This is a genomic window from Oxalobacter paeniformigenes, assembly GCF_027158465.1.
Lineage (GTDB): Bacteria > Pseudomonadota > Gammaproteobacteria > Burkholderiales > Burkholderiaceae_D > Oxalobacter > Oxalobacter paeniformigenes.
In genome coordinates this window covers 24934-39730 of the sequence record NZ_JAMKYL010000004.1, presented here as the reverse complement: position 1 = coordinate 39730, position 14797 = coordinate 24934, and the positions used below count along the sequence as shown (strand labels likewise).

General features: G+C 52.2%; 11 protein-coding genes and 1 tRNA gene. 4 read left to right on the top strand and 8 right to left on the bottom strand.

What is annotated here, in order from left to right:
- Positions 1-33: 33 nt before the first annotated feature.
- From NAI64_RS06100 to rnr, 4 genes are all read right to left on the bottom strand, one after another.
- Positions 34-3297, bottom strand: a complete 3264-nt coding sequence (locus NAI64_RS06100) for a DUF748 domain-containing protein (RefSeq protein ID WP_269298785.1) — start codon at positions 3295-3297, stop codon at positions 34-36.
- Positions 3298-3506: 209 nt separating this feature from the next.
- Positions 3507-4256, bottom strand: a complete 750-nt coding sequence (cysE, locus tag NAI64_RS06095; protein ID WP_269298783.1) for a serine O-acetyltransferase — start codon at positions 4254-4256, stop codon at positions 3507-3509.
- 74 nt (positions 4257-4330) lie between these two features.
- Positions 4331-5077: a 23S rRNA (guanosine(2251)-2'-O)-methyltransferase RlmB gene (rlmB, locus tag NAI64_RS06090; RefSeq protein ID WP_269298781.1), complete on the bottom strand. Its 747-nt coding sequence runs from the start codon at positions 5075-5077 to the stop codon at positions 4331-4333.
- Positions 5078-5104: 27 nt separating this feature from the next.
- Positions 5105-7489: a ribonuclease R gene (rnr, locus tag NAI64_RS06085; protein ID WP_269298779.1), complete on the bottom strand. Its 2385-nt coding sequence runs from the start codon at positions 7487-7489 to the stop codon at positions 5105-5107.
- Between the two features lie 194 nt (positions 7490-7683).
- On the opposite strand from rnr, the gene NAI64_RS06080 reads away from it, so the two are divergent.
- The 3 genes from NAI64_RS06080 (at position 7684) to trmB (ending at position 10324) form a co-directional block, all read left to right on the top strand.
- Positions 7684-7768 (top strand) — tRNA-Leu (locus NAI64_RS06080).
- A 277-nt stretch (positions 7769-8045) separates the two neighbouring features.
- Positions 8046-9404, top strand: a complete 1359-nt coding sequence (locus NAI64_RS06075) for a sodium/glutamate symporter (RefSeq protein WP_269298777.1) — start codon at positions 8046-8048, stop codon at positions 9402-9404.
- Positions 9405-9595: 191 nt separating this feature from the next.
- A complete protein-coding gene (gene trmB / locus NAI64_RS06070) occupies positions 9596-10324 on the top strand; it encodes a tRNA (guanosine(46)-N7)-methyltransferase TrmB (RefSeq protein ID WP_269298986.1) in 729 nt (242 codons plus the stop codon).
- 15 nt (positions 10325-10339) lie between these two features.
- Here the strand turns inward: trmB and NAI64_RS06065 are convergent, their stop codons facing one another.
- The 4 genes from NAI64_RS06065 to rpsO all read right to left on the bottom strand — a co-directional run bounded on the left by NAI64_RS06065 (position 10340) and on the right by rpsO (position 14123).
- On the bottom strand, positions 10340-11320 hold the full coding sequence (locus tag NAI64_RS06065; protein WP_269298775.1) for an NAD(P)H-quinone oxidoreductase: 981 nt from the start codon (positions 11318-11320) through the stop codon (positions 10340-10342).
- A complete protein-coding gene (locus NAI64_RS06060) occupies positions 11317-11448 on the bottom strand; it encodes a hypothetical protein (protein ID WP_269298773.1) in 132 nt (43 codons plus the stop codon). The genes NAI64_RS06065 and NAI64_RS06060 overlap by 4 nt, the downstream gene beginning before the upstream one ends.
- A gap of 95 nt (positions 11449-11543) precedes the next feature.
- On the bottom strand, positions 11544-13667 hold the full coding sequence (gene pnp, locus NAI64_RS06055) for a polyribonucleotide nucleotidyltransferase (protein ID WP_269298772.1): 2124 nt from the start codon (positions 13665-13667) through the stop codon (positions 11544-11546).
- Positions 13668-13853: 186 nt separating this feature from the next.
- Positions 13854-14123 carry a 30S ribosomal protein S15 gene (gene rpsO / locus NAI64_RS06050; protein ID WP_269298770.1) on the bottom strand — a complete coding sequence of 90 codons (270 nt, stop codon included), beginning with the start codon at positions 14121-14123 and terminating at the stop codon, positions 13854-13856.
- A gap of 159 nt (positions 14124-14282) precedes the next feature.
- On the opposite strand from rpsO, the gene NAI64_RS06045 reads away from it, so the two are divergent.
- On the top strand, positions 14283-14765 hold the full coding sequence (locus tag NAI64_RS06045; protein WP_269298768.1) for a hypothetical protein: 483 nt from the start codon (positions 14283-14285) through the stop codon (positions 14763-14765).
- The last annotated feature ends 32 nt before the right edge of the window (positions 14766-14797 follow it).

Here is a 14797-nt window from a genome sequence, read left to right as displayed (position 1 = left end):
ACCCGTTATTGTGTTTCCGCCAGAATGCCACTGTCACTTCAGGGAGAAATCCACCCGATTGCCCGATTCATCCCCGGCACTCTCCCGTGCCTTGCTTGCCATCACGAAAAGTCTTTCTTCAGGAACCTTGCCCTGTTCCACCAGCCAGTTTTTCACAGCCTGTGCCCGTCTGTCCGCCAAACGGATCATGTCGTCTTTTTTGCCCGCATAATGCCGCGACAACAGTTTTTCCATTTCCGGCAGGGGCAGCGACTTGCTGAACCCGATCCAGTTCCTCGGCTTGTCGAAATCCTCATCACCATACAGCCGTTTCACACCATCGGCATATTCCTTTTCGCTGAGAACGATATCTTTCACGGCGACCGTCTGTCCCATTTTGCGCGCCTTTTCGGTCTTGATCTTGCGCAGGATCGTCATTTTGCCCAGTCCTTCGCTGTCGATAGCGGGATCGTATCTTCCCGCGATTTCCAGACTCAGTCCGGGACGTTCTTCCAGTGCTCTGGCGAGTAAACCGAGTTTCTTTTCACCATCGGCAGAAATAGCATAGCTTCCCGGATCAAACGGCAACCACGAAAGTTCTTCGGAATCGCCGATCAACGAAGCAAGCAGTGAAAACGGCGCAGTCACCGTTTTCTGGATCAGATTGACGATAACACGCAAAACGATTCCACTGACTGAAAATTCCGGATCATTGAGCGAACCACCGATCGGCAAATTGATATCGATCACACCATTTCTGTCTTTCAACAAAGACAACGCCAGACTGACCGGCAAATTGACAGCAGACTCGCTTTCCACCTTCTCGCCCAGCGTCAGCTGATCGAGAATCAAAGAATTTTCTGCGGAAAGCTGATCGTTTTCCACCTTGTAAGCAACATCGAAAGACAACTTGCCTTTTTCGATACCGTACCCGATATATTTTCCGGAATAGGCACTGAACTGTGCCAGTTCCATTCCCTTGACTTTTGCCTTGATGTCGAGCGCCAGACTGCCGAACGGATTGAACGATCCTGCGATCACCAGCGGCGCGCCGTTGACACGTCCACGAATATTGACGGCAGCCTGTCTGTTCACGGCCGTCGAGAGCCCTGAAACCGACCCCTGCAAATTGACCAGGTTTGCCGTATATCTCGGGCGGATGAAATTATCCGAGAAACGGATTTTTCCGTTGTTTATCAACCATTTTCCGATTCTGACAGAATAATCCGGCCGTTTTTTCCGTGCAGTCTCCGCATTTGTGTCGGCTGATGCTGCCTGCGCTGTCGTCGCTATGCCTTTTTCCTCTGCATCAGTCAGACTTTTTCTGCCTCCCGTCTCGCTCCTCATAATGTCCTGAAGGTTCAGACGACCGTTGGAACCGAGGATCACGCGCGCAGCCAGGTTGTTCAGTCTGACCTGATCGACAACGACCGACAATGGCTTGAGATCAAACCGGATACCTTTAAGGGACAAATCATTCCAGCTGACAAAGGGCTGTTTGCTCAACTGATCGACCGTCACCAGCCTACCGATACCGGCATTGCCGGTAAAACGTGCCTGCAAGTTCTGGTTTTTCGTCTGCGTAAGCTGCAATTTGCCCTGAAGGGTCAAATCCGCCTGTCTGACCGACAAATTGACGAAATCCTCAATATAAGGCTGTACGAAACGGACATCTACATTCCGGAAGTCCAGGTCGATATCTCCTTTCAGCGGCGACAGATTCAGGTTTCCGGCAAGCGATAATGTCCCACGCTGGTTGACTTTTGCATCCAGTGCCACTTGTACCGTCCTGTCCTGCTCGCTGGACAGATTGTCAACGATGACCGTGAGTCCATCGACATCGGTGACGACCTTCATGCCGGCATCACGGTTCTCGAAATGAATGGACCAGTCCCTGATTTCCGCACGATTGACCTGAAAACCGAAACCCGTTTTTTCACCCGCTTCACTGGCTGCCTGGCGAAGCGCCTTTGCTGGTGTACGTGCTTGCTGCTGCCATTTCAGTTTTCCGTGCAAGAAACGGATATCCGTCCCTTCTGATGCGACTTTTTCCACCATCACATGACGTCCCGGAACATCCAGTACGACACCTTCGACATTCAGGCCGAAATGGTCGACCGAGAAATTCGCCGGTACGACATGTATCTGGTCATTGATACGGAACATACCATCCCTAACAACAAATTGTTTCAGGGTGACATGCCAGGGAATACCGGTCTTGTCTGCATTGTCTTCACCGGCACTCACCGCTTTGTCCGTCTTTTTATCCTGCGGGAAATCGGCCAGCTGCAAAACATTCCATACGCCAGCACGATTTCTGTCCAGATACAGTTCAGGCGATTTGAGTTCGATACGGTCAATACCGATATTGCCCGACAAAATATCGCTTTGAGCCAGATCAACGCCGAGAGAAGGAATTCTGGCAACCGGATGGCCGTCTGCCCCGTCCAGCACCAGCGACTCGAGCAGCACATTGCCCGCCATCGTCAGGCCGGGCTTGCCACTTTCCGCTTGCCCGAAACCGACATTCATATGAATGGAAACTTTTCCGTCTTTCAGCGCGAATTTCGGGGTAAACGGCAAATAGTCCACATAAACGGGCAAATCGATCCGGTCCAGATTGACCGTAAACATCCCGTCCTTTTCCCTGAAAAAGGGACGTGCCTTGCCGGTCAGCGCGATATTTTCGTTATTGAATTTTCCGCTGACCGCCAAATCGACGAAAATATCGACCTGCGACGGAATGGATGAGACAAAAGGAACGGTTACATTCAGTTCATTCAGCACATGCCGTTTCTTTTTCGGCTGATCGTCGAATTCGATCGTCGCATTTTCGATCTGGATATTGTTGATGGAAAAACGTGCCGGCGAATCGTCTTCTTTCGGCTCCATGGCGAAAGCCACGAAGTCATCGATATTGTAATGATGGCTGTCCGTCCGAACGAGACGTACCACAGGATTGACCAGCCTGATTTCCTCGATGACAGGCGCCATCCGGAAAATCGACTGCGCCGATACATTGAGTGTCAAATGATCGAACGTCAGGAAAGGATCGTCACGCCCGTGTTCCGACAGTCGCATGCCGTCGATTTCTGCCGTCAGGGTAAATGGATTGAACGACACATCCGACATCGCCAGCGTTCGTTCGAACTTTTCGTATACAAACGCTTGAGCCTTGTCACGCAATATGCCAGGCACGACGAAAAAACCGACCACGCCATAAACGACGATCAGCAACGCAATAATCGCAACACCCCATTTGACAAACGCTTTTCGCCAATAATGGGCCAGATTCACTTTTTTCAGGGGATTCTGCATCGCCTTCTCCTTTCCGACAGGGAAATTCCGGCTGTCGTGCCATCGACAATGACAAACAGTCTTCATGGCGACCATCACATGACGGGCCTTGCGTTCATGTTAAATAAATCTGTCGACGAAATAAACCGTTCGGAAGGAAAAAGATGTAAAACTTGCAACAGCGTGGATTGTTTGCCAAATTCCGGCAAAACAGTCATTCAGATGATGACTTATTCCACCAGCTTGTTAAGTTGTTCCGGACTGACCTTGTCTTCTTCAGGCAATGTTTCAAGCGGAATTTTCGCAGCTTCCAGTGCGGCGATGATATTTTTGAGCTGATGTTCCTGAGCCGCCGCATTATTGATCAGCCCGCGCAAGGCCTTGATCAGCGGATCATCCTCGTTTGGCGTAATGCCGTAAGCGGAAAAAAGAACGCTGGCGGCATCGGTTTTATCGCGTTTTTCATCTTTCTGGATAATCCGTGCCGGATTGCCGACAGCCGTCGCACCGGCTGGCACCGGTCTGACGACTACCGCATTGGAACCGACCTTGGCCATCTCGCCGACCGTAAAGCTGCCCAGTACCTTGGCGCCAGCACCGATAATGACACCCCGTTCAAGCGTCGGATGCCGTTTTTTACCTTTACTGAGCGAAGTACCACCCAGCGTCACCCCCTGATAGATCGTGCAATCGTCTCCGACTTCAGCCGTTTCACCGATGACGACACCACATCCATGGTCAATGAAAACACGCCTGCCGATGACTGCTCCGGGATGAATTTCGATGCCCGTCACGATACGCGCCAGATGCGAGAAAAAACGGGCGAACCATTTCAGCCCGTGATTCCAGCACCAGTGCGAAACGCGATGAACGAGAATGGCCTGGAATCCCGGATAACAAGTCAACACTTCCCAGGTATTGCGCGCGGCAGGATCGCGTTCAATGATACTTTTGATATCTTCGCGTAAATGACGAAACATGTTCAAGACAATAATTAACAATCCGGGAACAAGATGATAACCGTTTCCGGAAAAATGTACACAGCCTGCCGGCTTTATGATGGTGTTTTCAGGAGCCGCTGACGGCGTGCTTCATACAGACAGATACCGGACGCTACGGAAATATTCAGGCTCTCGACGGAACCGAACATCGGAATCGCGACCAGCTCATCACAGGTTTCCCGGGTCAGACGCCGCATGCCTTCCCCCTCCGATCCCATCACGAAAGCGGTTCCGGCTGCATAATCCACCTCATAAAGGCTTTTCCCTGCATCGTCGGAAGTTCCGACGACCCAGATATCCCGTTCCCTGAGTTGGCGAAGCGTCCGTGCCAGATTGGTAACGGTAATATAGGGCACAGTCTGCGCAGCACCGCTTGCCACTTTTTCCACTGTGGCGTTGATCCCGACCGAACGGTCTTTCGGCGCAATGACTGCATGCGCACCTACACTGTCTGCCACCCGCAGGCAGGCGCCAAGATTATGCGGATCGGTAATACCATCCAGTACCAGCAGCAGTGGCGGCCCCTCGATCGCATCCAGCAATTCATCGAGATTTTTCGCCAGCGACAACGGCGAGGCGATCGCAACCACTCCCTGATGACGCCGCGTCCCCACCATTTTGTCCAGCCTTGCACTGTCCGCTGCAATGATACGGATACCGGCTTCTTTCGCCATCTTTTGCAAATCCTGCATGCGTCGGTCATTGCGTTCCGAATCGACCAGCAATTCTTCCACCGATGCCGCTTCATGACGCAAACGTGATGTCACGGCATGAAAACCGAATATAACCTTGTTTTTCATTTTGTTTCCGATATTGCAAAATTCCGTTCACCGCGACCGCTGGCGTCGTCCCGCATGCACAGGCTCTATTCTGGCATCCTTGTCGGTCAACGCAGCGATATTCCGTTTTTTGTACCTGTCGAATATGACATGCTGTCCGGGCTGGCTGGCCGGTCCTTTTTCGCCGGCAGCATCCGTAGCCCTGAACGGTCCATCGACGATCAGCAAATCGATCTGGCGTGCATCCATGTCGACACGGCTGACTTGTACGATCACACGATCCGTCAGCTGATAACGGACACCGGTACGTTCGCCACGCAATTCATGACGTATTTCATCGAAATGGTAATAGTCGCTTCCCAGATCAGCAACATGTACCATCCCTTCAATAAACAAATCATCAAGCTGGACAAAAATACCGAAACCGGCCACACCGGAAATCGTGCCGGTAAAATGTTCACCCAGTTTGTCCCGGATGAAATAACATTTGAGCCATGCCTCGACATCCCGAGAGGCATCATCGGCACGTCGTTCATTGGCTGAACAATGCAAACCCAGCGCCTCCCAGATGGCTTCCTCCGCACTGGCTTTTTTTGCCTTGCCTGTCTTTTCCTGCAACATCTGCTTGCGTATCGAACCCGGAACCTGGGTATTGAGCATGCGTCGGTCGATACCCTGCGGGACATAACGTTTTCCTGCCAGAACTGCCTTGATGACACGATGCGTCAGCAAATCAGGATACCGTCTGATCGGGCTCGTGAAATGCGTATATGCTTCATATGCCAGACCGAAATGGCCGATATTGTCCGGGCTGTACATGGCCTGTTGCATCGAACGCAACAACATGGTCTGCAACAACGGTGCATCGGGCCTCGACTCGATCTGTTTGATCAGTGCTGCATAATCGGACGGAGCCGGTGAATCGCCGCCTCCCAGCGACAACCCGATCTGCGCAAGAAACGTTCTGACCTGTTCGAGTTTCTGTTCATTGGGCTGTGCATGTACACGATAAGTCCCAGGATGATGGGAACGTTTCATGAAATCGGCCGCACAGACATTGGCCGCCAGCATGCACTCTTCGATCAGCTTGTGCGCATCGTTACGCACACGCGGCAAAATCTTCTCGATTTTTCCGGCTTCATTGCTGACGATATAGGTTTCGACCGTCTCGAAATCGATCGCCCCCCGTTTTTCGCGTGCAGCCGCCAGTACTTTGTACAATCCGTAAAGATCCATCAGATGCGGCACCAGACCGGCATAAATCGCGGCTTCAGGTCCTCTCTGGTTGGCAAGAATCGCAGCGACTTCCGTATAGGTCATGCGTGCAGCCGAATGCATCACCGCCGGATAAAACTGGTAAGCGCTCACTTCCCCTTCGGATGAGACCAGTGCATCACAAACCAGAACAAGCCGATCCACATCCGGATTGAGCGAACATAAGCCATTGGACAATTTCTCCGGCAACATCGGAATGACACGGCGCGGGAAATACACCGACGTCGCACGCAAAAGCGCATCCTTGTCCAGCGGAGCATTCGGTTTCACATAATGACTGACATCAGCAATCGCGACGATCAGCCGGTAGGCATCAGCACCCGCCAGTTTCACAGGCTCGCAATACACCGCATCATCGAAATCGCGCGCATCCTCTCCGTCAATCGTCACCAGTGGAATATCCCGCAAATCGACACGTCCCTCGAAGTCTTCCGGCAATACCTGATCCGGCAGACGTTCCGCTTCCGACAAGGCTTCATGGGAAAATATGTGCGGCAGGCCGAACTTGCGCACGGCGATTTCGATTTCCACTCCCGGATCATCGATATCACCAAGGACTTCGACAATCCGCGCCACCGGCTGGGTATAGCGTGACGGTTGCGAAACCAGCTGCGCGTTGACGATCTGGCCGGCTTTGGCCTTGCCGGGAGAACCATCCACCAGAATGTCATGAACGATGCGACGGTCTTCCGGAACGATCAGCCAGACACCGTTTTCATTGACCAACCGCCCGACAATATGGGTATGTGCACGATTCGTCACAGAAACAATGACGCCTTCCTGACGTCCCTTGCGATCCGTATTCACGACACGAACCTGCACCCTGTCATTGTGCATGACCTTCTGCATCTCATTCTCGGACAGGAAAATATCTTCCCCGCCGTCATCTCGGATCACAAAACCGTATCCATCCGGATGCGAATGGACATAACCGGTGATGAAATGGGTTGCGGTATTGATCTTGTAATTGCCCTTGGCATCGCACATCAGCTGGCCATCACGTTCCATGGCTTCCAGACGTTTCAACAGGCCTTCCATGCCTGCTTTTTTGACATGAAGTTCCCGTGCAATGGTTTTGGCACTCCGTCCCCTGCTTGTCTGACGCAGGGATTCGATAATTTCTTCCCGACTGGGAATGGGGTAAGGATATTTTTTCAAAAGTTTTCTTGATCAAAAGGGTTCATCGCGGCAATACAACAATCTCATCATCCTTTCTTTTGCCGGATTACGCAAGACTGTTGACATATCTTTGTATCACGTTATAATAGCAAACCTGTTTCGGCAGTTGAGTTCACAGTCGGAATGACTGGTCAAAACGGTCGAAAACTTGTATAATAGCAGATACAGCAAATGCCCACGTGGCGGAATTGGTAGACGCGCATGGTTCAGGTCCATGTGCCGCGAGGTGTGGGGGTTCAAATCCCTCCGTGGGCACCAGATCCGCAAAAACGAAACCCGCGCAAGGCGGGTTTTTTGTTGCCTGTCTCATACAGGCAATACGAGCACGTCTCCTGTACGCGACAGCGCATGCCCTCATATACCGAAAATCGCATGATAACTGATCCGTATCATGAGAAAATGATTCCGATGATGCATTATTTCCTTACGGTCTCGTCTGACTGCCGCTGTTGTATTATCCAGGCCGGCATCACCTGTCACCGTGTTTTTCCGCCGGCGACCCTGTTTCCGGACGAATCCGATACGAAAGCCTCTCATGACAGCCATCATGTCTTTTTGCGCCATCTGCGTTCTTCTGGCAGCGGGAATGGCCATCCGGTCCTTTTTTCCGATCTTCCAGCGCCTTTTCATCCCGTCTTCCGTCATCGGCGGTTTCATCGGACTGGCAGCGATCAATACGCTGGGACACGTCATTTCACCTGACTGGTTCATCGCTTTCGGCAAGCTGCCGGGATTTCTGATAAACATCGTTTTTGCCGGCCTGTTTCTCGGTATATCTCCGACATCCCTGAAAAAAATATGGCATCTGACCGCACCCCAGTTCTGTTTCGGACAAATCATTGCCTGGGGGCAATATGTCGTCGGCCTGGGACTGGTCTTTTTTCTGCTGGCACCGTTTTTCAACGTACCGGATGTTTTCGGCAATCTGCTGGAAATCGGCTTTGAAGGCGGTCATGGAACAGTCGGCGGCCTGTCGGAAACTTTCGCAGAACTTGGCTGGCCTGCAGGCGCCGACCTGGGTTACACGGTGGCGACTTGCGGTCTGGTACTGGGCATTGTCACCGGCATGATTCTCATCAATATTGCCGTACGACGCGGTGACATCAGCGATATCCGGACATTCGCCGACAAAACACGGATGGAACGTATCGGCATCTATCCCTGCGACAAACGTCCGCCGGCCGGATGGCAGACCGTCTATTCCGCTTCTGTCGATTCTCTGGCACTGCATATCGCGCTCGTCGGTATCGCCATACTGATCGGATACGGCATCAAGGAAGCGCTGATCCTGACCGAACATATCACGCCGGCATCGTTTCATGAGATGAAAATCATGCAAAGTCTGCCGCTGTTCCCATTATGCATGATCGGCGGCGTTTTGCTCCAGATCGCATTGAGAAAAACAGGACTGGACAAACTGGCCGATCATGGCCAGATGCAACGTGTCACTGGTGCCGCGCTGGATTTTCTGGTCGTCGCCGCCATCGCATCCATCCGTGTGGAATTCGTCCTTTCCTATTGGGCTCCATTGTGTATTCTGATCGCTTTTGGCATGCTCTGGAATATTTGCGCTGTCCTGATCATCGGTCCACGCATTTTCGATCAGGCATGGTTCGAGCGTTCGATCGCCGAACTGGGACAGGCAACCGGTGTAACCGCCACCGGGCTGATGTTGTTACGTACAGTCGATCCCGACAACAAAACCGTCGCTGCGGAAGCTTTCGGTTATAAACAACTGCTTCATGAACCGATCATGGGCGGTGGTTTCTGGACATCACTTGCCGTTCCGCTGGTCATGCTGGGGCAAGGCATGGTGGTATGGTGTCTCTCCATCGTACTGTTGCTGTTCTTTCTGGCATGCTGGCTGTTGTTTTTTTATACGAAAAAACGCTGATTCCGCCAATCCATATATGTACCGTGCAGTATCCCGCACGGTTTCCGATCCATATATGGCATTCCGGAAGTAGCGACATGTTTCCGATGCGTCTGCCAAACGCCAGACAGCCTGAAATGTCGGTTCCCAAGCTTTTCAAACCTGCGTAAAATGACGCTCTCATTCCGTTTTACCTGATGACACAGCCGATTATGCCAGACCAGCCTGTTATGCATTCTTCCGGGAAACCCATGTTTTTCGATCCGGAAACACGTCGCATCCGAAGTTTCGTCACGCGTGCCGGACGCCTTTCCACAGGACAGGAACGCGCCATTCGTGAACTTGGACCTGCATATTGTCTGCCATTTGCCAGGGAAACGCTCGATTACGCAAAAACATTCGGAAGAACGGCGCCGGTCATTCTGGAAATCGGTTTCGGGATGGGCGAGACCACCGCGACAATCGCCGAAAGCCTGCCGGAGCTGGATTTTATCGGCGTGGAAGTCCATACACCCGGTGTCGGTAGCCTGCTCAAACAGATCGGGGAAAAACGATTGTCCAACATACGGATCATCCAGCATGATGCCGTCGAAGTACTGGAAAACATGATTGCCGAAAATTCACTCAATGGCGTACATATTTTCTTCCCGGATCCATGGCACAAGGCTCGCCATCACAAACGACGTCTGATACAGCCGGATTTCGTCCGCCTGCTCGTCAGCCGTCTTGCAGACAACGGCTACCTGCATTGTGCGACAGACTGGCAGAATTACGCGGAACAAATGCTGGAAGTACTGGGTGGAGAACGCGGCCTGCAAAATACGGCATCCGGATACGCACAGCGTCCCGATTACCGGCCGGTGACCAAATTTGAAAAACGCGGCTTAAGGCTCGGACATGGCGTCTGGGATCTGGTTTTCCGCAAACGCCATCCTGCCTGAAACAAATCAGCAGTTTCAGATCACCTGCAGCACGATTTTCCCGAAATGGGTATTGGACTGCATCAGTTTCTGGGCCTGCATGGCTTCCGCCAGCGGGAATACCCGGTAAATGACCGGTTTGATCTTCCCTGCTTCGATCAGTGGCCAGACATGTTTTCTCAGATTGGCCGCGATTTCCGCTTTGAAGTCATTTGAACGCGGGCGAAGTGTCGAACCGGTGACCATCAACTGCCGGTGTACGATCTGTGCCAGGTCCACAGTACCGAGACGGCCGCCCAAATACGCGATCAGAACGAGACGTCCTTCATCGGCCAGACAGTCGATTTCCTTGTCGAGAACGGCCGCGCCGATAATATCCAGAATGACATCGACACCCCTGCCATTCGTCGCCTGCCTGATATATTCGGCAAAATTTTCCGTGGTCGAGTTGACGCACCGTTCGGCACCAAGCTTTTCACAGGCACGGCATTTGTCTTCCGTCCGTGCCGTGGCGAATACGCGATGCCCCATCGCCTGCGCCATCTGGATAGCCGTAACGCCGATACCAGAAGCGCCTGCCTGAACCAGCAGACTTTCACCTTCCTTCAATCTACCGAAATCATAGACATTGCTCCAGACCGTAAAATAGGTTTCCGGTAACGATGCCGCCTCGATCGGTGTCAGTCCTTTCGGAATCGGCAAACACAGTCTGGTGCAGGCTGTACAGTATTCGGCATACCCACCCCCCTGTACAAGCGCACAAACCATATCGCCGACCTTGAAGTCACTGCCTGACAGATCGCCGCCGACGATTTCACCGGCGATTTCAAGACCCGGAATATCCGGTGCGCCTTTCGGTACTACATAACGGCCAATACGCTGCAACACATCAGGACGGTTGATGCCGGCAGCATGCACGCGGATCAATACTTCACCGGGCCCCGCTACCGGAACCGGTCTTTCTGCCAGTTGAAGATAACCCTTCGACCCCTGGTCGATAATTTCAATCGCTTTCATCTGTTCTTTTCCCCTTTCGGGATATCCTGAAAGAAACCCGATACCCAAACGCCCGACATGATATTCCGGATACAGGACGTCGCCATGGCAATATACCCTTTTACCGTGTTTCTTTCGATTTCATTCATCAAACCGTTTCCGGTCAAACAAAAATCCTCCCGGAGAATACCGGGAGGATTTTTCAGGACTGCGTCCGGCACATGCGCCAGAAACGGAGCAATCCTTATTCTGCCGAAGCGTTGTTTTCTTCTGCAGCGACGGCTTTCATGGACAATTTGATCCGGCCACGGTCATCCGTTTCAAGAACCTTGACACGAACCGACTGTCCTTCCTCCAGATAATCCGATACGGCATTGACACGTTCGTTTGCAATCTGGCTGATATGCAACAAGCCATCACGACCGGGCAATATCTGAACAATAGCGCCGAAATCCAGCAATTTCAAGACAGTACCGTCATAGATTTTGCCGACTTCAACAGAAGCCGTCAGTTCTTCAATACGGCGTTTGGCTTCCTGACCGGCTGCCGCATCGACGGATGCAATCGTGACGACACCATCATCGCTGATATCGATCTGCGCGCCGGTTTCTTCGGTCAACGCACGGATGACGGCACCGCCCTTGCCGATCACATCACGGATTTTTTCCGGATTGATACGCATCGTAATCAGACGCGGTGCAAAGTCGGACAATTCTGTCTTGAAGTGCGGCATCGCTTCCTGCATCTTGCCCAGAATGTGCATGCGGCCTTCGCGTGCCTGTGCCAGCGCGACCTGCATGATTTCCTTGGTAATGCCCTGGATCTTGATATCCATCTGCAAGGCTGTCACGCCTTTTTCCGTACCGGCGACCTTGAAGTCCATATCGCCGAGGTGGTCTTCATCGCCCAGAATATCGGTCAGAACCGCGAACTTGTTGCCTTCCTTGATCAGCCCCATGGCGATACCGGCGACATGCGTCTTGACCGGAACGCCAGCATCCATCAATGCCAGCGAACCGCCGCAAACGGATGCCATCGACGAGGAACCGTTGGATTCCATGATTTCCGATACCAGACGGATGGAATAGCTGAATTCTTCCTGAGAAGGCAGACAGGCGACCAGTGCGCGTTTTGCCAGACGACCATGACCGATTTCACGACGCTTCGGGGTACCGACACGGCCCGTTTCACCGGTTGCGAACGGCGGCATATTGTAATGCATCATGAATGCATCGCTGTATTCGCCCATCAGTCCATCGATTTTCTGGTTGTCGCGTGAAGTACCCAGTGTAGCGACGACCAATGCCTGCGTTTCACCACGCGTGAAGAGCGCAGATCCGTGCGTTCTCGGCAGCACACCGGTACGGATGGTGATCGGACGTACCGTACGGGTATCACGTCCGTCGATACGGGGTTCGCCGTCCAGAATCTGGGAACGGACAATCCGTGCTTCCAGTTCGAACAGGATATTGCCGACTTCGACAGTATCCGGTGCCGCTTCGCCTTTTGCTTCAGCTTCGGCGGCCAGCGTCTGGTTGACCCTTTCATAAATATGGCGCAATTCGGTCGAACGTGCCTGTTTCTGGCGAATCTGATATGCCTTGCGCAATTCGTCTTCGGCAATCCGCGTGACTTCAGCGATCAGTGCTTCGTTTTTGGCCGGCGGTTCCCATTCGACTTCCGGCTTTCCTCCATCGCGTACCAGTTCGTCAATGGCCTGGATGACGACTTTCATCTGTTCATGACCATATACGACAGCGCCGAGCATGACGTCTTCCGGCAATTCTTTCGCTTCGGATTCGACCATCAAAACCGCCTGTTCGGTACCGGCGACGACCAGATCCAGCTGCGACAGCGGCAGCTGGGATGCATTCGGATTCAGGACATACTGACCATCGATATAACCGACACGAGCGGCACCCAGCGGCCCATTGAAAGGAATTCCGGAAACACACAAGGCTGCTGATGCACCGATCATGGACGGAATATCGGGATCGATTTCCGGATTGACCGACAATACATGGATGATGACCTGGACTTCATTGAAATAGCCGTCCGGGAACAGCGGACGAATCGGACGATCGATCAGACGCGAGGTCAGGGTTTCTTTTTCGGAAGGACGACCTTCACGTTTGAAAAAGCTGCCGGGAATACGGCCGGCGGCATAGCTCTTTTCAATATAATCCACCGTCAGGGGGAAAAAATCCTGACCCGGCTTGATATCATCCTTGGCGACAACGGTTGCCAGCACTACGGTATCGTCCATCGATACCATCACAGCGCCGCTGGCCTGGCGCGCAATCTCACCTGTTTCCAGCGTCACGGTATGCTGACCGTACTGGAATGTCTTGCTTACTTTATTGAACATGTAATTCCTTTCATTTTTTCCGGCAGGTTTTCAGGCGCTGCCGTTCGCCTCATAACGACAAACAACTTTCGATAACGACAATCTTCCGCTTTTTCATACTTTACCGCAGGTGACGCTCATAACGAAATGCCCGCGACAGACACTGGCGCAGGCATTTCACAAAAAACTTCCGGCTCGCAACAACGATTATTTTCTCAGGCCGAGTTTCGCAATCAGATCACGATAACGGTTGATATCCTTCTTGCGCAGGTACGCCAGCAGGTTCTTGCGGCGGTTCACCATCTTGATCAATCCACGACGGGAATGATGATCCTTGGTGTGAACCTTGAAGTGACCGTTCAGATCATTGATACGGGCGGTCAACAATGCAACCTGAACTTCCGGCGAACCGGTATCGTTCTGGCTGCGTGCGTTTGCGGACACGATAGCCGCTTTGTCTTCTTTGAGCAATGCCATAATATTAACCTCTCACATGCGACAAATGGAGTCTTGACCCCTCTTGCCGTGAATACGTTACAAAAAATTCCTGTCGAATCGACAGGAAGGGCAGTATAACGGAAAAGTGTTTTCTGTACAATAAGTACTGTAACCGCTTCTTTTTTCAGGATGATGATCATGAAACGACTGATATTGCTGGTATTCTCCCTGTCCATGCTGCTTTCTGGCTGTGCATCCATTTTCACCACACCGCAACCCGGCATATCCGAGCAGGAAGTGATCGCGCTGAAAGGTCAACCAGATGCCGTCTATCAGATCGGTGACTCAAGACTTCTGGAATGGTCTGTGGGCGCATGGTCACAATACGCCTATATGGCAAAAATCGGACCGGATGGCAAGCTGGTATCCTACGAACAGGTACTGACGCGCGAAAAATTCGGTTCCATTCCGATTGACCGTTTCACTAAACTCGATGTACTGCAAACGGTCGGCCACCCGACGGAAACCGATTATCTGCCATTGATCGACCGTGAAGTATGGGCCTACCGCTACAAGGAAGAAGGCATCTGGAATTCCATGATGTACATTTACTTCGATTCACAAGGCATCGTCAGGAGAATGGAAAACGGCATGGATCCCATGTATCTTCGTGCTAACTGACTGCCCTGACAGGACAATAAAAAGGAGGCTGT

Coding starts and splice junctions, on each gene's coding strand:
- cysE (WP_269298783.1), bottom strand. CDS start 4,256: ATGTTTCGTCATTTACGCGAAGATATCAAAAGTATCATTGAACGCGAT.
- NAI64_RS06060 (WP_269298773.1), bottom strand. CDS start 11,448: ATGAATGAAATCGAAAGAAACACGGTAAAAGGGTATATTGCCATGGCG.
- rlmB (WP_269298781.1), bottom strand. CDS start 5,077: ATGAAAAACAAGGTTATATTCGGTTTTCATGCCGTGACATCACGTTTG.
- trmB (WP_269298986.1), top strand. CDS start 9,596: ATGCCAGACCAGCCTGTTATGCATTCTTCCGGGAAACCCATGTTTTTC.
- NAI64_RS06075 (WP_269298777.1), top strand. CDS start 8,046: ATGACAGCCATCATGTCTTTTTGCGCCATCTGCGTTCTTCTGGCAGCG.
- NAI64_RS06045 (WP_269298768.1), top strand. CDS start 14,283: ATGAAACGACTGATATTGCTGGTATTCTCCCTGTCCATGCTGCTTTCT.
- rpsO (WP_269298770.1), bottom strand. CDS start 14,123: ATGGCATTGCTCAAAGAAGACAAAGCGGCTATCGTGTCCGCAAACGCA.
- NAI64_RS06100 (WP_269298785.1), bottom strand. CDS start 3,297: ATGCAGAATCCCCTGAAAAAAGTGAATCTGGCCCATTATTGGCGAAAA.
- NAI64_RS06065 (WP_269298775.1), bottom strand. CDS start 11,320: ATGAAAGCGATTGAAATTATCGACCAGGGGTCGAAGGGTTATCTTCAA.
- pnp (WP_269298772.1), bottom strand. CDS start 13,667: ATGTTCAATAAAGTAAGCAAGACATTCCAGTACGGTCAGCATACCGTG.